Origin of the sequence: Acetobacter tropicalis (assembly GCF_030644465.1) — a bacterium.
GTDB classification, from domain to species: domain Bacteria; phylum Pseudomonadota; class Alphaproteobacteria; order Acetobacterales; family Acetobacteraceae; genus Acetobacter; species Acetobacter tropicalis.
In genome coordinates, this window is record NZ_JAUYUW010000001.1 from 1,551,691 (window position 1) to 1,575,901 (window position 24,211).

Genomic DNA, 24,211 nt, shown 5'->3' on the forward strand with positions numbered 1-24,211 from the left:
ACACGAACGGGTTGCTTTTCCGTGCATACCGACGGACCATGGCGGCATGATGGATATCCCCCGCCGCCGTCCGGCTGCCCGTGCGCACTTATCCGCCACTACCGAGGATGCCCCCGTGCGGGCCATACTGGGGCCGACCAATACCGGCAAAACCCATCTGGCGCTGGAACGCATGCTGGCGCACACCTCTGGCGTTATGGGGTTTCCGCTCCGCCTTCTGGCGCGAGAAAATTACGAGCGCATGGTCAAGCTGAAAGGCGTGCGCTCCGTGGCGCTCATCACCGGGGAAGAAAAAATTATTCCACCGGGAGCACGCTGGTTCTCCTGCACGGTTGAAGCCATGCCCATGGACCGGCGTGTGGATTTTGTGGCGGTTGATGAAATCCAGCTCTGTGCTGATCCAGAACGTGGCCATGTTTTCACTGATCGTCTGCTGAACGCCCGAGGAGAAGCGGAAACACTGTTTTTGGGCGCAGAAACCATAGCCCCTGTGCTGCGCACCCTTATTCGCGGCATAGAGATTGAAACACGCCCCCGTTTGTCCAACCTGGTGCATACCGGCTTCACGCGGCTCAGCCGTCTGCCGCCCCGCACCGCCATTGTGGCGTTTTCCGCCGGGGATGTTTACGCCATTGCCGAACTGATTCGCCGCCGCCGGGGCGGATGCGCGGTGGTGATGGGCCAGCTTTCCCCCCGCACCCGCAACGCGCAAGTGGCGCTCTATCAGAACCGGGAAGTAGATTATCTGGTCGCGACCGATGCCATAGGCATGGGCCTGAACATGGATATCCATCATGTAGCCTTTGCGGGGCTTTCAAAGTTTGATGGCTCCCGCAGACGCATGCTGGCCGCAGCAGAAATTGCGCAGATTGCAGGCCGCGCCGGACGTGGCACCCAGGATGGAACCTTTGGCACCACTGGCGATTGCCCGCCATTGCCAGAAAATGTGGTGGAAGCGGTAGAAACTCACCAGTTTGAACCCCTGCACCATTTATACTGGCGTAACAGCGCGCTGGACTACACCTCCCCCACCGCGCTGCATGCCAGCCTGTGCCAACGGGTTCCCGCCCCCGGCCTGTGGGGAGCCGAACCAGCCTCTGACCTTCTGGTGCTGAACGCGCTGATGCGTGACCCAACCATTCAGAGCCTGAGCAAAGGGGCGGACCGCACCCGGCTGTTATGGGAAGTGTGCCAGATTCCAGATTTCCGCAAACTGGGAGAAGACAGCCATATCCGCCAATGCGCCCAGATTTTTGTCATACTGGCGCAGCAAGGCAGATTGCCTTCCTCCTGGCTGGAGCCACGACTGCTGAACCTTGAGCGCACGGAAGGGGATATCGAGTCCCTGATGCACCGGCTTATGGGGATTCGGATCTGGGCCTACGTGGCCAACCGGGCAGATTGGGTGGAAGACCCGGACCTATGGCGTGTACGGACCCGGACCATAGAAGACACGCTTTCCGACATTCTGCATGAAAGACTGGCTGCCCGCTTTGTGGATAAACGCGCCACCAGCCTGGCCCGCAGGCTGGAAGAAGCAGACAGCAAACCCCTGCTTTCCGCCATTACGCGCACTGGCGAGGTCAGTGTGGAAGGGCACGCAGTCGGCCATATGCGGGGCTTTGCCTTTATTCCTGACCCGGAAGCAGCACGCTCTGACCAACCCTTGCTCCTGCGCGCCGCCCGTCGGGCCGCCCGCAGCGAAATCCCGCGCCGGGTCACCCACTTTCTGCAAGCTTCAGACAGCGACCTGAGGCTGGATTGGGAAACCGGCACAATATTCTGGCAGGAAGATCCGATTGGTCGGCTCATCAAAAGCGATGATCTTCTGCGTCCCGCCGTGCATGTGACGGACGCTGAATTTCTGGACGCCACCCATAGAGAGCGTATCCGCCTGCGGCTGACCACATTTATCACCCACACCATTCAGCAGACCCTCGCCCCGCTTTTCCGTGCAGCGGAAGCCGTGGCCACCAAGCCCGTGCTACGCGGCGTCTTACACGGCCTACTGGAACAGGGAGGCGTGATGCCTGCTCCGGCACGCGAATACCTCTCCCCTCAGAATGTAGCGTCTCTTCGCAAAGCGGGCATAACAACCGGGCCGACCGCTCTTTTCTGCCCCGCACTGTTGCGCCCCGCCCCCATGCGCCTGCGCAATCTACTGCTAGCGGTGCGAGAAGGTCGCCCCCCGCTTCTTCTCCCTCGGGCAGGCGCCGTTTCTTTCAAGACCGACCATCTACCAACATTTGCGGCGCAGGATAGGCTCTTTTTATCCCGTCTGGGCTGGGTTGAAGCAGGCCCGCTCTGGGTCCGACTCGATATTGCCGAAGATGTCAGGACAAATCTGGGACTGCTGGCCAGAGGAACAGCTTATCCTCTACCAGCAGGCATGGCCTCACGCCTTGGGGCATCCACCGCTGATCTGCCCGCTGTTCTGAAAGGGCTCGGCATTCGCCTCAAACCCGCCATGCCCTTGGAAAAACAGCAGTTTGGTCCTCCGGTGCCAGTCATGCTTCAGCCCGTTCGGGCTGTACTGTCCAACCCCAGGAGTGCGCGCCAGAAAAAGAAGCGCGCCATCACCACCCCGCCCCCGTCTGGTCCCTTTGCAGTACTGGCAGTGTTGCAAAAACGTCGTTAAACTCAGTCCCGCTTTGGTGGAAATGGCGATACCGCACGCAAGCGGGTTGCCATAGGGGAAAAAGCCCCTCATATCATGCGCCATCGTTGGTGGTATGGGCCGATATGGTACGTGCCATCTTACCTTGGCCCGACTTGATCCGGCCCCCAGATAATTTCGGAGATGGCAATGACCTACGTGGTCACTGAAAACTGCATCCGCTGCAAATTCATGGACTGTGTGGAAGTCTGCCCTGTTGACTGCTTCTACGCCGGTGAAAACTTTCTGGTAATCAACCCAGACGAATGCATTGACTGCGGCGTGTGCGAGCCTGAATGCCCCGCCGAAGCAATTTTCCCCGATAGCGATGATCGTGCGACAGCATGGGCGGAACTCAACGCAAAATACGCCACCCAATGGCCGAACATCACCCGCAAGGGTACTCCCCCTGCTGATGCGGAAGAGTGGAAAGACAAACCCGGTAAAGCCGACCTGCTCTCTCCGGAACCGCAGAAAGGCTGATCTTCAAGCCTTTTCATTTTCTACAGTCTAAAACGGCGTGGCGCGCTGCCTTTCCCGGCAGTCCCCGCCGTTTTTTTATGCCCACTGGCCTTCTGTCCCACAAACAGCACCCATAGATGTTCGACGCGGGAGAAACAAAGCTGCCCGTTGCAAGCTAAGCTCCCCCTCTCCTTTTCTGCATGAGCCATCAGCGGGCAAAAGTATTAGCGGACGCACCCCCGTCTTATAGAAAAGAAGAGAGGTCGCTGGGGAGTAAACAATACCAATAATTATGAGATTTGAGCGATACGACTTCCACCCTGGATTGCACCAACTATGAGAGCATGGTCGCGGCTTCAGGTAGCTTCATAGGCCAAACACTGTAACCGTTGATATAAATACGCCCGCCTGACCGGCTAGTGCCCGGCACGAAAACCGTTCCTTATAAGACATCACTTCAAGCCCCAAGCCCCATTCCCCAACACACAAAAAAGGCCGCGGAATTGCTCCCGCGGCCTTTTTCACATGAGCTCCAACCAGAAACCGGCCGGAGCAAACCCCGTATTAGCGGGACATCATGTGCAGAGCTGTGTTGTTCATGATGAACAGGGTGCCAATGATGAAGATGGCAACAAATCCAACCGTGAACACAAAGCAGATGTTGTTCCAGCGCTGCTCGGACCCACCACCCATGTGGAGGAAGTAGTGCAGGTGAACCAGCACCTGAACCAGAGCCAGAGCAGAAATTGCCAGCACAGTACCAGACGGGGACAGGCTATGCGTTGCAACAACTGCAAAAGCCAGAACCGTCAGGATAACGGCAAGAACAAACCCGATAATGTAAGACGATACGCTACCGTGGCTCTCACCAGAGGAGGTTGTGTGAAGATCGCTCATCAGATCATGCTCGCCAGATAGACATAGGTGAAGACGCAGATCCAGACGATATCCAGAAAGTGCCAGAACAGGCTCAGACAGGTGAGCTTGTTCATCATGCGTTCCGGGATCTCGGTTGTACCCATCAGCTGAACGATCAGGGTAACAATCCAGATCAGACCACAGGTCACATGCAGACCGTGGGTCGACACCAGCGTGAAGAAGGCAGACAGGAACGCACTGCGATCCGGCCCTGCACCTTCATGAATCATGTGAGCGAATTCGTTCACTTCCAGCCCGACAAAGCCAAGGCCCAGCAGAAAGGTCACACCCAGCCACATGATGACTTTGCTGATCTCATTCTTATGGGCGGCAATCATGCCAAACCCATAAGTGATGGAAGAGACCAGCAGAAGGGCTGTTTCCAGCCCAAGTCCGCTCAGTTCGAAAAGTTCATGGCCGCTAGGACCGCCATTGAACTGGTTACGCAGGACTGCAAACGCGGCAAACAGAGAGCCGAAGATAATGCAGTCCGTCATCAGGTAGACCCAGAACCCGAACACCACCGGAGATTCGTGGTGATGCTCGTCGTGGCCCGAGGTCGGAACAGTTGTATCGTGCGCCATTACTCAGCTGCCTGTGCCATCAGTTTACGGGAATGCTCGTTCTCGATCCGGGCAACTTCTTCAGCAGGGATATAGAAATCGATATCCTTGTTGGCACTACGGGCAATAACCGTCCCGATCACACCAATCAGACCAATAGCAGCCAGCCACCAGATGTACCAGACAGCGGCAAAACCAAGGACCAGGCTGAAAGCACCCACGAGGAAACCAGCTGCCGTGTTTTTCGGCATATGGATTGCTTCATAAGGGCCACCTGCACGACGGGTATCAATGCCGTTTTCCTTGTCATGCATGAAAGCGTCGAGCTCATGCACGTGGGGAACCAGAGCAAAGTTGTACACCGGCGGCGGAGAAGACGTGGACCATTCGAGAGAACGTGCGTTCCACGGATCACCCGTTACGTCACGGTTCTGCGGCAGGTTGCGGTCACGGATGGAAACATAAAGCTGCGTCAGCTGACAGACGATACCGAACAGGATCAGCACCGCACCCACTTCAGCAACCAGCAGCCAGGGGTGCCAGGCCGGGTTGTCGTAGTGGTTCAGACGACGGGTCATGCCCTGGAAACCAACAACATACAGCGGAACGAACGCGAAGTAGAAGCCAACGAACCAGAACCAGAAAGCACGGATGCCCCAGCTTTCGTTCAGCTTGAAGCCCATAACCTTCGGGAACCAGAAGTTCATGCCACAGATGTAACCGAAATACACACCACCGATAATCACGTTATGGAAGTGAGCAATCAGGAACAGGGAGTTATGCAGAACGAAGTCAGCGCCCGGAATGGCCATCATCACACCGGTCATACCACCGATGGTGAAGGTCACCATGAAGCCAACGGCCCAGTACATGCAGGCATGGAACTGGATGCGGCCCTTATACATGGTGAACATCCAGTTAAACAGCTTCACACCCGTGGGGATGGAAATCACCATGGTTGCAATGCCGAAGAAGGCGTTCACGTCCGGACCAGCGCCCATTGTGAAGAAGTGATGCACCCACACCAAGAAGGACAGGATCATGATCGCGCAGGTTGCGTAGACCATGGTGCCATAGCCGAACAGCGGCTTCTGGGAGAATGCAGGAACAACTTCAGAGAACACGCCGAAGGCGGGAATAACAAGAATATAAACTTCCGGATGACCCCATGCCCAGATCAGGTTGAGGTACATCATCTGATTACCACCACCATCATTGGTGAAGAAGTGCATGCCGAAGTAACGGTCCAGACCCAGCAGCGCAACGGCAACCGTCAGCACAGGGAAGGAAACCATGATCAGGATGGAAGCACAGAAAGCGGTCCAGGTGAAAACCGGCATTTTCATCCAGGTCATGCCAGGAGCGCGCATCTTCACGATCGTCACGAAGAAGTTCACACCTGTCAGCAGGGTGCCAACACCCGAAAGCTGAATGGCCCAGATATAATAGTCTACACCGACGCCAGGGCTGAACTGAGTTTCAGACAGCGGCGGGTAGGCTAGCCAGCCACACTGCGAGAATTCACCGATGAACAGGGAAACGTTCACCAGAATAAACGCAATGGCCGTCATCCAGAAGCTCAGGTTGTTCAGGAACGGAAAGGCAACGTCGCGAGCGCCGATCTGAAGCGGCACAACGAAGTTGAACAGACCGGTCATGAACGCCATCGCCAGGAAGAAGATCATGATCGTTCCGTGAGCGGAGAAGATCTGATCGTAATGGTGTGGCGGCAAGTAGCCTGGGTTACCAGCATAGGCCAGGGCCAGCTGGGTACGCATCATGATAGCGTCCGCAAAACCGCGGAACAGAGCAACGAGCGCCAGGATGATGTACATCACCGCCAGACGCTTGTGATCAACAGAAGTAAACCACTCTTTCCAGAGATAGCCCCACTTCCCGTAATAGGTGATCAGCCCCAGAACCGCGAGACCGACAATGGCAACGCCCAAGAACGTGCCTACAAGGATCGGAACATCCAACGGGATGGCCGATAACGATAGTCTCCCTAGCATAGATCCTATTCCTTCATATTCATGTCGGACATCGCGGACTGCACCTGGATCATCTGTCCGGTGTTTTTGTCCATGACCATGCCGTTATTGTACTTGGCTACGATCGTGTTGAACATTCCGGGTTCAACGTGCGCGAAATATTCGACAGGATTAGCTTCGCTCGGCGCAGCCAGCTTCGGATAGGTCTGGCTATCAAGCTGCTCGGACGAAGATTTAACTTTATCAACCCATGCGTTGAATTCATCACCGCTTACAGCCAGCGTACGGAATTTCATGTCAGAAAAACCACGGCCACTGTAGTTGGCGGATTCACCCAGGTAATCACCCGGTTCGCTGGCCAGCAGGTGAAGCTGGGTCTGCATGCCCGCCATGGCGTAAATCATGGAACCAAGACGCGGGATGAAGAAAGAGTTCATCACGGAATCAGAGGTAATCACGAAATCGATGGGCGTGTTAACCGGAATGGCCAGCTGGTTAACGGTGGCAATACCCTGTTCGGGGTAGATGAACAGCCATTTCCAGTCCAGAGCCACAACCTCAACGTGCAGCGGCTTGGTGGTCGCTTCAGCTTCCAGCGGCTTGTACGGATCAAGGGAATGACAGGTCTGGTAGGTGATCACGGCAAGAAAGATAATGATCAGCGTGGGAACGCCCCAGATAACCAGTTCGATCTTGTTGGAGTGACACCATTTGGGAAGATATTCCGCGCTGGTGTTGGACTGGCGATACTGCCAGGCAAAGACCAGAGACAGAATGATGGTCGGGACCACCACAATCAGCATCGCGACTGTTGAGGTAAGGATGAGTGATTTCACACCCTCACCAACCGGGCCTTTCGGGTCTAGAACATCCAATTCACACCCGGCAAGCAGCAACGCTGACGATAGGCCGCCTAATCGCGCCATTCTCGCCAGTAACTTGTTTTTCATCGCACGCCTCTTGGTTCTGACATCAACTTAGCCTCACAAAGACTCTCTGCTCCTGCTGCCATAGAAGCCGGACAACAGCAAGAAACTACGTTCCGGCCCCGCAGAACTCACACACCACAAGGCCGACATGCAGGCAGTTTCACCAACCGGTTGAAACAGCCTTCATGCCGGGCAGCGCAGAACTCCCACAGGCAGCAGAAACGCCCTGAGCGCTACTTTATTCCTAAAGGCCAGATTCTCAATGTCTGAAAAGTTCCATCAGCCCTTCATCACACTGAGGCCATTGCCCAAGGAATGTTTCCTCACCGTGTTATTTCGCTGATTTTAAAGAGTCACAAGATATCACAATTTATTTCAAATTGTTTCAGTATTTTTGCGGACTCTAAATTTATTTATGTTTTTCAATAGTATAATTGCGCTTCTGAATTATCACGCGCGCGTTACTCACTTCATCGTGCTTAGTATAAGTCTTATTTTGAACTTATTTCGGACTATTATGGTCCTTTTCGTTCATCGCATAGCTGACTCAGCAAAAAAGCCCGGCCTTATTAGGCCGGGCTCTTCTGGAAGACACAGACTCCTCTCTTCTGGGATGAACAGAAGAGAGGTAGCGACTTCTTAGTCGTTGGTGTTTCTGACACCCATGAACTGCAACAGAAACTGAAACAGGTTGATGAAGTTCAGGTAAAGGCTCAGGGCATCATAGACACTGCGCTTGGCAGCTTCATCCGGCCCTTCGTAAGCAGCATACTGCGGATAAGTAACCCGGATACGCTGTGCATCAAACGCACTGAACGCGGTGAAGATGAATACGCCAACAATACTGTACACAAAGTACACTGCCGGGCTTTTAAGGAAGATATTTACCAGACCAGCGATAATCAGTCCAAACAGCCCCATCATCAAGAAAGAGCCGAATTTGGCCAGATTTGCCTTGGTGGTGTAGCCCCATAGGGATGTTGCGCCAAACATGCAGGCTGTCACCAGAAACACACGGACAACGGAAACGCCCGTGTAAACCAGGAAGATGCTGGAAAGACTGGCCCCCATGGTGGCGCAAAATGCCCAGAACAGTCCCTGCGCGCCCTGGCGTGACAGACGGTTCACACCAAAAGACATCACGAGTACAAAGCCCAACGGAGCGATCATTGCCGCGCCACCCAACAGAGTGGGGTGCAGCGCCATACCGCCGGGGGTTGGGGTTAACTGGAAAAACAGCCCACGCAGGCCCGTAAAGGCAACTGCATAAGCGACGATTGCCGTCAGCAGCAGCCCGGATGCCATCCAGTTATAGACCCGCAGCATATAAGCCCGCAGGCCTGCATCCAGTGCGCCAGCCTGAGCATTCCACCCAGATGCTGCGGCAGGTGAACGAAAGTCGTGACCGAACGACATTGTTTTCCTCTCCTTGTCCGGACAAGCCGGCTTTGCTTTATACTTGTGGCTGCCCTGCCACTGCGTCAAGGGTCAGGCCCTTATATTCTCTCAGGATGCATCCACCTGAATGGACGCTCCACAAGCGAGTTTTCCAGCCTTCCCTTTCCGCCTGTTTTACCAGGCAGACCTCAAGGTTTTTCCATGTATCTGACCATCGGCATCACCCTTCCCGACGATCTGCGTGACGCATTACTGGCTTTGCAAAACCATTTTCAGGACAAGAGCTGGGAGCCCGCATCTTTCCTGTTCCTTCCCCTGTGCACGCTTGGAGAGGTGACCCAGCCTCTCACGCTGGAAGAACTCGACCACGCCCTGCATGGGCTGCGCCTGAAGGAACCCGCCAGCTTCGTGCCCGACGGCTTTGATGTTTTTACGCGGCGAGACCGAATCACGCTTGAACTCAGAGTTCGTTCGCCGTCTCTTGATCACCTTTCCGTGAAAAGCCTGTCCGCCGCCAAACGGGCGGGAGTGAGAAATGCGCGCATTTGTGCCCCTCTCAGCATTCCTCTGGCCACCATCTCCGCCGTCCCTCCAGAAGATGTCAGCGCATGGATACAACTGCATCATCAGACAGTTTTCACCACGTCTTCCATTTCGGAAATTACCCTTTTCCGGTCATGGAAAAACAGAGAAACAACACTGTTCACCCCAGAGGCAAATTATCTCTTCGCGCCACCAGGATCATTTGTATAATGTTTGTTATAACATTGTGCGGATCACGATGATTACCTTCTTCCGTGAGAAGATGTACCGCCTCTACCCCTCTGTAACGCCAGCAAATTATTGCATGGACTGGCATCAGCTATTCCTCTGGCGTGATTGACAGCGCGGAGCCTCATTGGCTGAGTGTAGGAAACCGGTCTTCCGGCTTTTAATTGTCTTTTTTCCTCACCTTAATACCAGTCGAGGACACTAACGCATGACCCGCCCCGCCTCCGCCAAGAGACGTTCGCTGCTAGGAATTCTCGCGGCCGGAACGATCTGCGCCGCACCGCTGCCTCTGGCAGCTCTCCCCGCCCATGCTGACAGCCTGGGCAACACCGGGGAAGCGATCATCCACGCGGATGATCATCCTGAAAACTGGCTGAGCTATGGTCGGACCTATACCGAGCAGCGCTACAGCCCGCTGGACGAAATCAACAAGTCCAACGTGGGTAACCTGAAACTGGCCTGGTATTTTGATCTTGATACCAACCGCGGCCAGGAAGGTACTCCTCTGGTTGTGGATGGGGTCATGTACGCCACCACCAACTGGTCCAAAATGAAAGCGCTGGACGCAGCCACCGGCAAGCTGCTGTGGCAGTATGATCCGCGCGTTCCCGGCAACATTGCTGACAAAGGCTGCTGTGACACGGTTAACCGTGGTGCAGGCTACTGGAACGGCAAGGTGTTCTTCGGCACGTTCGATGGTCGCCTGGTCGCTCTGGACGCCAAGACCGGCAAGAAGGTCTGGGAAGTCAACACCATTCCCAAGGAAGCCTCCCTCGGGCAGCAGCGCTCCTACACCGTTGACGGTGCCGTGCGCGTTGCCAAAGGCCTGGTGCTGATCGGCAATGGTGGCTCTGAATTCGGTGCCCGTGGCTTTGTGTCTGCCTTTGATGCAGAAACCGGCAAGCTGAAATGGCGCTTCTATACCGTTCCCAACAACAAAAACGAAGCTGACCACGCTGCATCAGACAACGTGCTGATGAACAAAGCCTACAAGACCTGGAGCCCCACCGGCGCCTGGACGAAGCAGGGCGGCGGCGGCACGGTTTGGGACTCCATCGTGTATGATCCGGTGGCTGATCTGGTTTACCTGGCTGTTGGTAACGGTTCTCCGTGGAACTACAAATACCGCACGGATGGAATTGGTGATAACCTGTTCCTGGGCAGCATTGTGGCGGTCAAGCCTGAAACCGGCGAATATGTCTGGCACTTCCAGGAAACGCCGATGGACCAGTGGGATTACACCTCTGTCCAGCAGATCATGACACTTGATATGCCGATCAACGGTGAAAACCGCCACGTGATCGTGCATGCGCCCAAGAACGGCTTCTTCTACATTCTGGACGCCAAGACGGGTGAATTCCTGTCCGGCAAGAACTACGTTTACGTTAACTGGGCACAGGGTCTGGACCCCAAGACGGGCCGTCCGATCTATAACCCGGATGCGCTGTACACGCTCAACGGCAAGGAATGGTATGGCATTCCGGGTGACCTTGGTGGCCATAACTTTGCTGCCATGGCTTACAGCCCCAAGACAGGCCTGGTTTACATCCCGGCCCAGCAGGTTCCCTTCCTGTATAAAAACCAGGTTGGCGGCTTCAAAGCGCATCCTGATTCCTGGAACCTCGGTCTGGACATGAACAAGGCCGGTCTGCCGGATACCCCGGAAGCCCGCACCGCATTCATGAAGGATCTGAAAGGCTGGATTGTAGCCTGGGACCCCAAGAAGCAGGAAGCTGCCTGGGTTGTTGACCACAAAGGTCCGTGGAACGGCGGTATCCTTGCTACCGGTGGTGATCTGCTGTTCCAGGGTCTGGCAAACGGCGAATTCCACGCTTATGACGCCACCAACGGCGCAGACCTGTTCCACTTTGATGCACAGAGCGGCATTATTGCTCCGCCCATCACCTACAAGGCGCAGGGCAAGCAGTATGTGGCTGTAGAAGTGGGCTGGGGCGGTATCTATCCGTTCTTCCTCGGCGGTCTGGCCCGTACGTCTGGCTGGACAGTCAACCACTCCCGCGTTGTTGCTTTCTCCCTGGATGGAAAAGCTGAACTGCCTCCGCAGAATGACAAAGGCTTTCTGCCCGTCAAACCGCCCGCGCAGTATGACACCAAGGTGACCGATAACGGTTACTTCCAGTTCCAGACCTATTGCGCCGCCTGCCATGGCGATAACGCAGAAGGTGCCGGTGTGCTGCCGGATCTGCGCTGGTCTGGTTCCATCCGCCACCAGGATGCGTTCTACAACGTAGTGGGTCGCGGTGCCCTGACGGCTTACGGGATGGATCGGTTCGACACCAGCATGAAGCCTGATGAAATTGAAGACATTCGTCAGTTCATCATCAAGCGTGCGAACGATACCTATCAGCGTGAAGTGGATGCTCGCAAGAATGACAAGGGCATTCCCGAAAACCCGACTCTCGGCATTACGCCGTAATGGTCCGGCACAGTCATGACGTCATTCGGCACACAAGCGACACAGTGGTAAAAACGATGATCAAAGGACTAAAAGCCGCTCTGGGAGCGGTCGCTGTCGGGCTTCTGGCAGGCACTTCTCTGGCGCATGCACAAAGCGCTGACGATGAACTGGTGAAAAAAGGCGCGTATGTTGCGCGCCTGGGGGACTGTGTAGCCTGTCATACGGCGCTGCACGGTCAGGTGTATGCTGGCGGTCTGTCCATCCAGACCCCCATTGGCACCATCTACTCCACCAACATCACCCCTGACCCCACCCACGGGATCGGGACCTATACGTTCAAGGAATTTGACGAAGCCGTACGCCATGGCGTGCGCAAGGACGGCAGCACGCTGTATCCGGCCATGCCGTATCCGTCCTTCGCCCGCATGACGCAGGATGACATGAAGGCGCTGTATGCCTACTTCATGCACGGCGTGAAGCCGGTGGCCCAGCCCAACAAACCGGCTGGCATTTCCTGGCCGCTGTCCATGCGCTGGCCGCTGTCCATCTGGCGGTCCGTGTTTGCACCGGCACCCAAGGACTTCACACCGGCTCCGGGCACGGATGCGGATATCGCTCGCGGCGAATATCTGGTGACAGGCCCCGGTCACTGCGGCGCCTGCCATACCCCGCGCGGCTTTGGCATGCAGGAAAAAGCGCTTGATGCGTCCGGCGGTGCTGACTTCCTGAGCGGTGGTGCCCCGATTGATAACTGGATCGCCCCAAGCCTGCGCAATGATCCCGTTCTGGGTCTGGGCCGCTGGTCTGAGGATGATATCTACCAGTTCCTGAAATCTGGCCGTATTGACCATTCCGCAGTGTTTGGTGGCATGGCCGACGTGGTGGGCTGGAGCACGCAGTACTTTACGGACAGTGATCTGCGCGCCATGGCAAAATATCTGAAAGCCCTGCCGCCGGTACCGCCGGCCCGTGGTGATTACAAATATGATGCCTCCACCGCTCAGGCTCTGGATTCCCACAACACCTCCGGCATGCCGGGTGCCAAGGAATATGTTGAACAGTGCGCCATCTGTCACCGTAACGATGGTGGTGGTGTAGCCCGTATGTTCCCGCCGCTGGCTGGCAACCCGGTTGTGGTGTCTGAAAACCCGACATCCGTTGCCCACATCATTGTGGCCGGTGCGGTTCTGCCGCCCACAAACTGGGCCCCTTCTGCCGTGGCCATGCCTGGCTACAAGAATGTTCTGTCTGACCAGCAGATTGCGGACGTGGTCAACTTCATCCGCACCTCCTGGGGTAACAAGGCTCCGGCCAACGTTACGGCAGCAGACATTCAGAAGCTGCGCGTTGATCATGCACCGATCTCCACCTACTCATGGGGCTTCGGTGGAAATGACACGGCTACATGGGGTGTCTTCCATCCGCAGCCTTACGGCGCAGGCTGGACCTTTGCTCCGCAGACCCACACGGGTGAAGACGAAGCTCAGTAAGAGCGACTTTTTCTTCCTCGCTCCTTTAAAAGAGCGAGGACCTGCTAAAAACACCGCGTTGGGCAACCAGCGCGGTGTTTTTTATGCTTACCCCTCAGCACGCCACAAAGCTGCTTCACATCTCCCTTCTGGCACCACAAGCAAGCACATACTTTTCGCTCCTTGTGCAAAGCAGCACGGCATCACATATGCTGAAATATGGCCGCTCCATTCCCCTCCTCCCTGCTTTCTGAACGGATTGTTATTCTGACTGGCGCTGGCATCAGTCAGGAATCCGGCCTTGCCACCTTTCGGGATGAAGGCGGGTTATGGGCGTCACACAGCATTGAAGATGTCTGCACGCCTGAAGGATTTTCCAGAAACCCTGCCCTTGTGGACGATTTTTACAATCATCGACGCAAGGAGGCGCAGACTGTTAAACCCAACGCAGCCCATAAGGCTCTGGCGATGTTGGAAGCTGCGTTACGGAACCAAATCCCGCATGAGGCAGATGACCGCTTTCTGCTGATCACGCAAAATATTGACCCTTTGCATGAGCGCGCAGGCAGTCGCAGCCTTGTGCATATGCATGGTGAGCTGGAACGGGTGCGCTGTACAGCATGCCACCAGAGTTTTCAGTGGATAACAGACTGTTTTCCAACCACGCCTTGCCCCCATTGTAGCGCAGCAGCCTTACGACCGGATGTGGTCTGGTTTGGCGAGATGCCTTACCACATGGAACGTATTGAAAAAGCGCTTGCTCGCTGCACCCTTTTTATCGCCATCGGCACGTCTGCAACGGTATGGCCCGCCGCTGGTTTTGTGCAGGCGGCCGGCGCGCACGCCCATACTGTTGAACTGAATCTGGCGCCATCTGCCGCATCTGGCCAGTTTGATGAAGTCTTGTACGGTCCGGCCACCAAGGTTGTTCCGCGCTACGTGAGTGGATTGCTCACACCATGAAAACCCTCTTTACTACGCCCCCCTGTTCCTCTTCTGCCATCAGTGATGAAGACCTCATGGGTTTTCTCAAAACCGTGCGGAGTTGTACGGCCTGTGCTGGCAAACTCCCCTTTGCGCCCAGACCTGTTATCAATTTTTCCCCAAAAGCCCGTTTGCTGATTGCCGGACAAGCCCCCGGCACCCGCGTGCATGAAACGGGCATTCCGTTCAATGATGCCTCAGGCGAGCGGTTGCGGTCCTGGCTGGACATGGACCGCGATCTTTTTTACGATAAAGACCAGATTGCCATTGTCCCTATGGGATTATGCTATCCGGGCGTTCTGCCCAAAGGAGGAGACCGACCGCCTCCGCCTGAATGTGCGGCGCTCTGGCGAGAACGTATTCTTTCCTTCCTGCCCAATATCCAGATGACCCTTCTGGTAGGCTCCTATTCACAAAACTATACACTGGGAAAAGGAAAGGTTTACGAACGCACCCTGAATTTTGAGAATTATCTGCCTGACTATTTTCCGCTTCCTCATCCCTCATGGCGCACGGGGGCATGGGAACGCGCAACACCGGAGTTTCAGGATCGGGTTATCCCTGCCCTCCGGCGCCGCGTTGATAAGATACTGGGCCGATAAAGCCGTGTTTTATTCCGTTGGCAGCACCAACAGAATACGAATGTCATTCACGTTTGTCAGCGTTGGCCCGGTTATGACGAGATCTCCCATTTCCTTGAAATAGATGTAGCTGTCATGGTTTTTAAGGAAATCCTGCGCATCAAGATCTCGTTTTTTCCCGCGTGAGAGCGTATCGGGTGTCACAATGGCACCTGCGGCATCTTCTGTGCCATCAATGCCGTCACTATCCCCTGCCAGAGCCCATATACCCTGCTCGCCATCCAGTGCCTGCGCGCAGGCCAGCAGAAACTCCGTATTGCGCCCACCACGGCCCGGTTTTTCGCCTTTTCTGATGGTGACCGTCATCTCTCCCCCGCTCAACAGAACAGCAGGAGCCGCCACAGGCACACCATGCATTTTGACGGAGCGCGCAATGCCTGCCAACACCACACCGGCCGCACTGCTTTCCCCTTCCAAGGCATCCCCCAGAACAAGCGGGGTGACGCCTGCCTGACGGGCACGCTCCGCCGCAGCCTGAAGCGCCAGAAAAGGTGTTGCGATCATCGTCACGCTGTTGCCTTCCGCCACATCAGGCGTGTGCCCGTGTGTGCGGTCGGCCTCATGTTTGAGATGCGCAAGTGCGGCTTCCGGTAAGGCCAGATCGTATTTGCGCACAATCCGCAAGGCATCCAGCGCTGTTGTGTTGTCTGGCACCGTGGGGCCGCTGGCAATAACGGCAGGATCATCACCCGGCACATCGCTGATCACAAAAGTCGCCACCCGTGCGGGAAAAGCCGCCTGTGCCAAGCGCCCCCCCTTAATGCCGGAAAGGTGGCGGCGCACCGTGTTCATTTCCGTAATGGTCGCACCTGAATGAAGCAGATCTTTCCCGATCTTCTTTTTTTCATCCAGACTTAGTCCTTCCGCTGGCAAGGCAAGCAGCGAAGAACCTCCGCCTGAAATCAGGGCGATCACCAGATCATCCGCGCTCAGCCCTTCCACTGCTTTCAGGATAGCGCGGGCAGCCGCTTCACTTCGCTCATCCGGCACCGGATGAGAGGCTTCCAGAATGGTAATATGCTGCGTGGGCACAGCATGTTCATCACGCGTGACTACTACGCCGCCCAGCGGAACATCCGGCCATGCCTCTTCCAGCGCGGCTGCCATTGCGGCAGAAGCCTTGCCCGCCCCGACCACAACGCACCGCCCCTTTGGCTTTTCCGGCAGAGCCTGCGCCAATACCCGAGACGGACTGGCACTCGCGACAGCCGCATCAAACATCTCTCTCAAAAAAGCCCGGATCTGCGCCGCAGACCATGATGAATCGGGCTTTGCCGAAACAGATGAAGTGGGTTGAGGACACATCAGGAACACTCCTTTTCCGGCATTTGTTGTTTTTCTTCTCTGACCAACCCAGGTCAGCCGAACGCCGTGTTTTTCATGGTGTCTTGTGAACGCAGGAAACAACAGGATTGCGTCAGGCGCTACAGAGTGCCCTCATCACATCCCGGTGAGGCGCTGTGTGACCACTGGAGAGAGGGCCTTACTCTTCTGCAATAGAAAGGGCGCTGAGACTCTTAAAGAATTTTTTCAAAATCCAGACCGAAATCAAGGGCTTTGACGGAGTGAGTCAACCACCCGACAGACAGCAGATCTACCCCCGTTTGGGCAATGGCTGGTGCTGTCTGGGGCGTGATCCCGCCAGACGCTTCCACCAGCAGACGGCCATCTATCATGTCAACACAGGTGCGCAGATCGGCCAGAGACATATTATCCAGCAGAACGGCATCCACCTTCTCGCCTGCCAGCAGGGCACGCAACTGCTCTGGCGTATCCACCTCAACCTCAATTTTCACCATATGGCCTGCCGCCGCACGTGCACGGGCGACTGCCTCCTGCACACTGCCCACCAGTGCAATGTGGTTGTCCTTGATCAGAATGGCATCATCCAGCCCCATACGGTGGCTGACACCACCGCCGGCCCGCACAGCATATTTCTGAATGGCCCGCAGGCCGGGCATCGTTTTACGCGTGCAGCATAGACGCGCTTTGGTGCCAGCCATACTGCGCACAATAGTGGCCGTCGCGGTGGCAATCCCGCTCAGGTGAGACAGAAAATTCAGCCCCACACGCTCGCCTGTCAGGATGGCGCGGGCGCTGCCTTCCACCACCGCCACAACATCTCCGGCGGCCAAGGCTTCCCCTTCCTTCTTCAGGCGCTGGAAGTTCAGGGAAGGATCAATGAGATGAAAGGAAAGCCGCGCCAGATCCAGTCCGGCCAGCACACCGTCTTCCCGGCTACGCATTACCACGCGCAGCCTGTCCTCCGGGCCGATTACGGCATTGGTGGTCAGATCACCCCCGCGCCCCAGATCTTCCAGAAGGCCCGCCCGCACCAGCGGTTCAAGCATGATATCGGGCAGGGAAGGCAGCATATGGCAGTCATCCATCGTGTAAAAAAGGTCTCTTATACCGCCAGCATCCGTTCAATCGCCAGTCGGGCGCGGTCGGCCACATCAGCCTCCACTTCCACCTTTACTTCCATATTTTTAAGCGCCTTACGAATGGAGCCAAGCGTAATACGCTTCATGTGCGGGCAGAGATTACAGGGGCGGATCAGTTCCACATCCGGATGCAGAGCGGCCAGATTGTCGCTCATGGAGCACTCGGTCACCAGCAGCACGCGCGCGGCTTTGCCGGACGCCACAAAGTCTGACATGCCCGCCGTGGAGCCCGCAAAATCAGCCTCCGCCACCACTTCTGGCGGACATTCCGGGTGGGCCAGCACCACCAGATCCGGATAGGCTTTGCGCCAGTCCCGAATTTCCTGGGGTGTGAAGCGCTCATGCACCTCACAATGGCCTTTCCAAGTGATTACCTTCACGCCGGTTTCGTTCGCCACATTCTGGGCCAGAAACTCATCCGGGATCATGATCACTTCGTCCACGCCCAGGCTTTCAATCACCTGTCGGGCGTTGCCGGACGTGCAGCAGATATCACTCTCCGCCTTCACGGCAGCGGACGTGTTCACATAGGTCACAACCGGCACGCCGGGGTAACGCTGCCGCATCAGGCGCACATCTGCCGCCGTGATGGATTCCGCCAGTGAACATCCTGCCTCTGCCGAGGGAAGAAGAACGGTCTTGGACGGGTTCAGCAGTTTGGAGGTTTCCGCCATGAATGCCACACCGGCCATGACCATGATATCCGCCTCAACCTCCTGCGCCTTACGCGCCAGAGCGAGGGAATCGCCCGTGATATCCGCCACACAGTGGAAGATTTCCGGGGTCTGGTAATTATGGGCCAGAATAACGGCGTTATGTTTTTGCTTGAGTTCCAGAATGGCCGCAATATCATCTGCAAACGCAGGCCATTCCATTGCCGGAACCACGTGGCGCACGCGGTCATACAGGGCATCCGCCCGTTCTTGCCAAAGCGTGGAGTCAGGGAACCTGATCATATGGTCTTTTCCAACCGTAGGGATGAAGGCCGAAGCACGTCTTTACGGGAACAAATCATTCAGAGCCAGCCCTGCCAGCTTCCATAAGGAAAACAGCCGCAGGCTGAAAGGCCGGACCCTACCCCCTCTCCACCAAGACCTGTAGGGGGCAAGCCCACATGGGGGCGACACATATGTGTGAAGCCCAAGCCCATTGCGCCAGAGCATCAGGCAGAAGCAGGCACTGTTTTTTCCGGAAAGGCAGGGTCCAGATAAGGGGAGGAAGCATCGAAGAATGCCCGGTTCTGGGCCAGTTCCGTTTCAATCACGCGCAGGCTGGCGAGTGCCCGTAGCATTTCCACCCGCACTGACAGATTGGTTTCCACCTGTTCACGCTGCACCAGATAGAGCACCGCCAGATGGGTAGCGCGGGAGGTGCGACCATACTGGCCACCATAACGGCCTGTAAAACGCTGCATGCGGTTCATCATGGCCTGCGTCGCCCGCTGCGGGCCGGGGGGAAGCACACCACGCGCCAGAATACTGCGCAGGCGCAGCACATTCAGCCCGATGGTCATGCTGGACAGCACACCGCTGAGGTAGCTTTCCAGAACGTAGGAACGTTTGCCGCCCGTCATGGATGACAGGCGCACAAAATTATCCACGCCGCGTCCCACAACCTCTGATGGCAAAGGCGGATACCGCCATGCGGCAAGCCTGCGCAGCCAGCGTAGAATATCCAGCCGCATATCCCACCGCAGACCATCAGGATCAAACGGCAGGAAGACACGATACATCCACATGGCGAACATCATGGCCAGCAACAGCGGCAGAGCCGTGTTGAAATACATGACCTCGTCCATGCGGCCCTGATTGAGTGGACCAACCAGAATAGGCAGAAACAGATTGTATGCCACAGCCGCCAGCACCAGTGGCGCATAGGCAAACGCCAACCCGCCCACCAACATGGGAATAGCCAGACACATGGCCAGCATCTCGTATGTGGTGGGTTGGGCCATGACCCAAAGGTCCAGCAGCCCGCACATGCCAATCACGCACACAGTGCCGTGCAGAAACGCCTGCGTGGCCAAGGCTGGTTGCTCCAGCGTGGAGAACAGGGCGCACACAATGGAGACAAACATCATGAAGGTCAGACCATCCGGCCACGCGGTTGTCATCCAGATCAAACCCGAGCAGAAAATGGTGACTGAGGCCCGCAGGCTGTTGGTGAACGCCACACGCCAGTCACGATACGTCCGCATACCGTAGCGGAAATGATCATGCGGCTGCGGGTGGCGGCTCATTTCAAACTGCTCCAGCGAGAGACGCAGTTCATCCAGCAGTTCATCCAGCTTGTGTAAAAGTTGCCCTTCCCGCGAGAGGCGGCGTTCCTGCGGCAGATCAACCGGGGGATGCGTGGCAGCCACCATTTCTTCTTGCAGACTGGTGGCCGCCAGCTCCCGGCAGGTGGCATCCAGCAGGGTCAGTTCATCCAGCACCGGTTTTATGGGCTGATCGTCCCCCAGCCTGCCGGGGAGCCCTTGCAGAAAGAGGCTGACCTGCTCGGCTGTCTGTTTGTAATGCACGCCCTGACTATCCGGCACGGCCAGCAGAGCGGAAAGCTCCATGCCACGAGACATCAGCACCGTAATGGCCGCCAGTGCAGCGCGGGCATGGTCCCCCTCATGCTGATGTTTGCCCATTTCAATCTCAGCAAATTCCACCTGATCACTCAGCGTCAGAATGGTGGTCAGCACATCGGGGGAGCGGGTAATGGCGCTATGATCCCCGCGCAACATGTTCACCAGGGCACGCGAAGCTCCGCCCATGGCCTGAACAAAATTGGTCGCCAGCCGATTACGGGCACGCGTGCCCAACTGATACTGGAACAGGGAGGAGATGGTGGTTTCCACCACAATGCCAAGCGTGATGTACGTGGCACGCGCCATGGCAATTTCAAAAATATGGTCCGGTGCCAGAACCCCATCCAACGCGATAATGGCGTAGGTAAAACCGGACGCCCGCATGCCATGAATACGGTAATTGGTCATGGCGGCGGGGCCGGGCAGCAGGGTTCCGATAAAACAGAAAATGCCGATTCCACCGGCCAGACACAGAATATACAGCAGGGGCGCCTGCGGCATGCAGGCCACCAGCACCACGGCGCAGATGGTGCCCACCACCATGCCAAACATGTGCCAGCGGGCCTTGGCAATGGATTTGCCCCGTGTGCCCTGGGCCACCATCCAGACTGTCAGCGCCGCCCATTGGGGGCTGCCCAGTTCCCACCACAGGGCAATGCCCAACGCTATAAGTGCGGAAATGGTGGTACGCAGGGCGTATCCAAAGGAGAGAAGATCAGGCGCAATCAACCAGCGCAGATGATCCAGCTTACGGGGCGGCCCTCCGCCCAGAAGCGTCTGCCGGACCATTGCCGCAAGAGCCTGATAAAACTGGCTGAGTGAAAACGCCGCACTTCTCATGCAGCCAGTCGCCAGCCATCAGAGGTCTGTAATCCTGCCATGAGTTTCACATACATCATGGCAAGGAAAAACAGTACTCAAACCTCGTATGTTCTTTCTGCTTGCATGATCAGAAAGAACAAACCGAAGCAGGCAGTATTACTCTTCGTACGTAACCAGACTTTTAACCGGCACGTCCAGCTTGTCGCGGCCACCAAGACCTGTCAGTTCCACCAGCAGGGAAGCCCCGACCACATTCGCACCAGCCTTGCGCAGCAGCGTGATGGAGGCTGCCAGTGTGCCGCCGGTTGCCAGCAGATCATCCATCACCACAACGCGCTGGCCGGGTTTGATGGCATCATCCTGAATCTGGAGCGTATCGCTGCCATATTCCAGATCATAGGTATGAGAAATGGTGCCACCCGGCAGCTTGCCCGGTTTGCGCAGCATCAGAAGCCCGCAACCAAGCCGATCCGCCAGCGGAGCGGCTGTCAGAAACCCGCGCGATTCCACAGCAGCCAGCATATCCGGCTCCCACGGAGCAACCTGACGCGCCAGACGCCCCATGGCGATCTGCCATGCATCCGGTTCCCGCATCAGGGTGGAAATATCGTAAAACAGGATACCGGGTTTGGGAAAATCCGGAATATTCCGAATATAACGCTTAAGATCAATCTCCTCGCGCTTCGTCATGTTCCGTACTCTTCCTTCCTGCTTGTACAGCACGCCGGGGCTACTTGCTCAGCCCGCCAGACGGCCCGTTTCATCCTGCCTCTCACACCTTTGATCAAGGCTTGTATGGCAACCGGCACACGCTCTAGCCCGCACCCCCGCCTTCCGCAAGAGAGAACCGTGACGAATCAGACCCCGGCCCGCGCACTCAGGGCGGAGGTCACAGCCCGCATCAGCCCGTCCCGCCGGAAGGGTTTGGCCAGAAGGTGCGCGCCCTCCACGGCCCCGGCAGGGCTTGGGCTGTCTGGCGTCAGGTCGCCCGACATATAAACCACGGCCAGATCCTCATACCGGCCAGCCAGCACGCGGGAGAGCGTCAATCCATCCAGTGGGCCGGGCAGTTGCAGGTCTGTCACCAGCAGGTCCAGCTTACCTTCGGCCGAGGCGGCAACATCGAATGCCTGTTCTCCATCCGCCGCCTCCAGCACGCGGTGGCCCGCCATGCCCAGAATGGTGACAACAATATCCCGAATCGCGGCATCATCTTCCACCACAAGCACCTGAATGGGCCGCACCTGTGGTTTGACCGCAGGTGGCGTGGCGCGCGGCAGAAGCGTTTGCTGCACCCCGGTCACCTCATCAACCGCTACGGCACGCGGCAACCACAGAGACACCTCCGTGCCGCGGCGCTCACCTGTTGCCACAACCACCCGGCCTTTAACCTGCTGGGAAAAGGCCAGAACCATGGCCATCCCCAGGCCGGTGCCAGCACCTTCCTCCTTGGTAGTGAAGAACGGCTCAAACAGATGGTGCAGCACCTCGTCCGTCATGCCGCATCCACTATCAATCACGTCCAGCCGCACCCAATCTCCGGCAGGCAGAGGGGTGGGGTCTGACACAACACGACGATTCCGTCCGTCTTCCACGGGCAGGCTCATCAGATCGGCATTGACAGAGAACGTCACATTGCGGGCCACAATCCGCAGCCGCCCACCTGTAGGCATGGCATCCCGCGCATTGATGGCCAGATTGAGCACTGCGCTCTCAAGCTGGGCGGGATCTGCCCTGACAGGCCAGATATCAGACCCATTGCCGCATTCCACCACAATACGCGGCCCGATGATGCGGCCAAGCAACCCACCAAGAAAGGAGAAGAGATCAGACAGAGAGAGCGAATCGGGCGTGCTGCTCTGCCGCCGCATGAAGGACAGCAACTGGCCCGTCAGGGCCTCTGACCGTCTTCCGGCATGCGTTGCGGCAGAAAGATATTCCTGCCTTTGCTCCACATGGTCTGGTTGGTCATGATCTGCCGCCAGTTCAAGATTGCCCAGAATAACCGTCAGCAGATTTTTGAAGTCATGTGCGATGCCTGCCGTAAGCTGCCCCAGCGCGCGCAATTTCTGGGCTTCCCCCAAGGCGCGCTCACTGCGCAGGCGCATGCTGATATCCGCCGCTGTCAGCACAAACCCACGGCGGGCTGCCGCACCATCCGGCGCAAAAAACAGGGTGCGGCACAATTCCAGATCCGCCCCGTTTATCCCCTTACATTCCACCATCACAGGTGGAACCGGCTGACCCACGGATAAACTGGCTTCAATGTGATCAAACGGTTCCAGAAGGGGCGCACCGCCCACAACCAGCGCAGCGCTCAGCGTATCGTACGGCAGGCCGAATTTCAGGAGGTCCGGCTCCAGCCCCAGCACCGTGCCAAGCTGTTCATTCCAATGCCACAAGCGACCATCCGCGCCGAAAACAGCCACCCCCAGACTAAGGCTATCCAGCGTGGCTCTTAACCGAAGCGCCAGATCACGTGAGGACGCTTCCGCTCTGGCCGCCGCAAGGGATGAGCGGTCCAGCACCCAGCCTGCGGAAATCAGGCTGAGCACCCCTGTCAGAATACCCAGCAGACCGAGCCTGCGCTGCCAGCTTGTATTCCGCAGCATATTCGCCACGCGGTCAGCCTGATCCATGGTGCTGACATGGCTGAGAACAGAGAGGTTATTATCCAGAGTGGTGAGAACATGCTCGCCCTCGGGCGGCATGGCTGCCGCATCGGGCTTCCAGCCTGAAATCTGTTGCAGTTCCTGCGCCACTGCATTCAACGGGTCTGCCCGGCCGGCACCCTCCCTCAACTGCACAGCCTTGAAGTCTTCATACCCGTTACGGGCGGCTGCAAGCTGGGTAATAGCGCGAGCGTAACAGGACGCATCCTGCTCCTGCTTGCGGGCCAGCCAGCTATAATAACAGATCCGCGCCTCACTGGTGGTATGGTGTAAATTACGCAGATAACTGCCTGCGGCGGTGCTCTGCCGGTCCAGATCACCATGGCGGGCCATTTCATTGCCCAGTTCAATACCCATTGTACCAAACGTTACAATAAGCAGACCAGCACCGATAAGTGCCAGAATATGGGCCCGTCTTGCTGGATGCCGTGCCATGGAACCGACAAGCTCCCCTTCCGCTGCGGAAAATCAGGACTGTGCAAGCCTGACGCCAT

18 protein-coding genes are annotated in these 24,211 nt (G+C 56.9%); 7 read left to right on the plus strand and 11 right to left on the minus strand.

From position 1 onward, the window contains the following. Window positions 1-49 precede the first annotated feature (49 nt). Window positions 50-2,638, plus strand: coding sequence for a helicase-related protein (locus QWU00_RS06920; RefSeq protein WP_052051393.1), 2,589 nt, complete (start codon window positions 50-52; stop codon window positions 2,636-2,638). A gap of 168 nt (window positions 2,639-2,806) precedes the next feature. Continuing rightward, entirely contained in the window at window positions 2,807-3,139 is a 333-nt protein-coding gene (gene fdxA / locus QWU00_RS06925) for a ferredoxin FdxA (RefSeq protein WP_035380722.1), read from the plus strand. 543 nt (window positions 3,140-3,682) lie between these two features. Here fdxA and cyoD read toward each other — a convergent pair. From cyoD to QWU00_RS06950, 5 genes are all read right to left on the minus strand, one after another. Beyond that, window positions 3,683-4,015 carry a cytochrome o ubiquinol oxidase subunit IV gene (gene cyoD, locus QWU00_RS06930; protein ID WP_006557382.1) on the minus strand — a complete coding sequence of 111 codons (333 nt, stop codon included), beginning with the start codon at window positions 4,013-4,015 and terminating at the stop codon, window positions 3,683-3,685. Further along, window positions 4,015-4,620, minus strand: coding sequence for a cytochrome o ubiquinol oxidase subunit III (gene cyoC / locus QWU00_RS06935; protein ID WP_035380646.1), 606 nt, complete (start codon window positions 4,618-4,620; stop codon window positions 4,015-4,017). Before cyoC ends, cyoD begins: the two co-directional genes overlap by 1 nt. Beyond that, the gene (gene cyoB, locus QWU00_RS06940) at window positions 4,620-6,611 is read right to left on the minus strand and encodes a cytochrome o ubiquinol oxidase subunit I (RefSeq protein WP_035380648.1); all 1,992 of its coding nucleotides are present in this window, start codon (window positions 6,609-6,611) and stop codon (window positions 4,620-4,622) included. Before cyoB ends, cyoC begins: the two co-directional genes overlap by 1 nt. A 5-nt stretch (window positions 6,612-6,616) precedes the next feature. Next, complete coding sequence (cyoA, locus tag QWU00_RS06945) at window positions 6,617-7,540, minus strand: ubiquinol oxidase subunit II (protein ID WP_006559606.1); 924 nt, start codon at window positions 7,538-7,540, stop codon at window positions 6,617-6,619. Window positions 7,541-8,158: 618 nt separating this feature from the next. Then, window positions 8,159-8,935 carry a Bax inhibitor-1/YccA family protein gene (locus QWU00_RS06950; protein ID WP_006559607.1) on the minus strand — a complete coding sequence of 259 codons (777 nt, stop codon included), beginning with the start codon at window positions 8,933-8,935 and terminating at the stop codon, window positions 8,159-8,161. A 183-nt stretch (window positions 8,936-9,118) separates the two neighbouring features. Between QWU00_RS06950 and QWU00_RS06955 the strand changes: the two genes are divergently transcribed. From QWU00_RS06955 to QWU00_RS06975, 5 genes are all read left to right on the plus strand, one after another. Continuing rightward, the gene (locus tag QWU00_RS06955; protein ID WP_035380650.1) at window positions 9,119-9,670 is read left to right on the plus strand and encodes a 2'-5' RNA ligase family protein; all 552 of its coding nucleotides are present in this window, start codon (window positions 9,119-9,121) and stop codon (window positions 9,668-9,670) included. A gap of 226 nt (window positions 9,671-9,896) precedes the next feature. Continuing rightward, window positions 9,897-12,125: a PQQ-dependent dehydrogenase, methanol/ethanol family gene (locus QWU00_RS06960; RefSeq protein WP_006559609.1), complete on the plus strand. Its 2,229-nt coding sequence runs from the start codon at window positions 9,897-9,899 to the stop codon at window positions 12,123-12,125. A 56-nt stretch (window positions 12,126-12,181) separates the two neighbouring features. After that, on the plus strand, window positions 12,182-13,597 hold the full coding sequence (locus QWU00_RS06965; RefSeq protein ID WP_035380652.1) for a c-type cytochrome: 1,416 nt from the start codon (window positions 12,182-12,184) through the stop codon (window positions 13,595-13,597). A 198-nt stretch (window positions 13,598-13,795) separates the two neighbouring features. Further along, complete coding sequence (locus tag QWU00_RS06970; protein WP_035380654.1) at window positions 13,796-14,539, plus strand: NAD-dependent deacylase; 744 nt, start codon at window positions 13,796-13,798, stop codon at window positions 14,537-14,539. A 56-nt stretch (window positions 14,540-14,595) separates the two neighbouring features. Continuing rightward, complete coding sequence (locus tag QWU00_RS06975; protein WP_231551750.1) at window positions 14,596-15,162, plus strand: uracil-DNA glycosylase family protein; 567 nt, start codon at window positions 14,596-14,598, stop codon at window positions 15,160-15,162. 9 nt (window positions 15,163-15,171) lie between these two features. Here the strand turns inward: QWU00_RS06975 and QWU00_RS06980 are convergent, their stop codons facing one another. The 6 genes from QWU00_RS06980 to QWU00_RS07005 form a co-directional block, all read right to left on the minus strand. Next, window positions 15,172-16,422, minus strand: a complete 1,251-nt coding sequence (locus QWU00_RS06980) for a glycerate kinase type-2 family protein (protein ID WP_150395548.1) — start codon at window positions 16,420-16,422, stop codon at window positions 15,172-15,174. Window positions 16,423-16,718: 296 nt separating this feature from the next. Then, the gene (nadC, locus tag QWU00_RS06985) at window positions 16,719-17,576 is read right to left on the minus strand and encodes a carboxylating nicotinate-nucleotide diphosphorylase (RefSeq protein ID WP_035380726.1); all 858 of its coding nucleotides are present in this window, start codon (window positions 17,574-17,576) and stop codon (window positions 16,719-16,721) included. Window positions 17,577-17,608: 32 nt separating this feature from the next. Next, a complete protein-coding gene (gene nadA, locus QWU00_RS06990) occupies window positions 17,609-18,601 on the minus strand; it encodes a quinolinate synthase NadA (protein ID WP_052051389.1) in 993 nt (330 codons plus the stop codon). A gap of 206 nt (window positions 18,602-18,807) precedes the next feature. Continuing rightward, on the minus strand, window positions 18,808-21,063 hold the full coding sequence (locus QWU00_RS06995; protein WP_035380658.1) for an FUSC family protein: 2,256 nt from the start codon (window positions 21,061-21,063) through the stop codon (window positions 18,808-18,810). A 138-nt stretch (window positions 21,064-21,201) separates the two neighbouring features. Beyond that, a complete protein-coding gene (locus tag QWU00_RS07000; protein WP_035380661.1) occupies window positions 21,202-21,735 on the minus strand; it encodes an adenine phosphoribosyltransferase in 534 nt (177 codons plus the stop codon). A 167-nt stretch (window positions 21,736-21,902) separates the two neighbouring features. Continuing rightward, window positions 21,903-24,152: an ATP-binding protein gene (locus QWU00_RS07005; RefSeq protein WP_035380663.1), complete on the minus strand. Its 2,250-nt coding sequence runs from the start codon at window positions 24,150-24,152 to the stop codon at window positions 21,903-21,905. Window positions 24,153-24,211 lie beyond the last annotated feature (59 nt).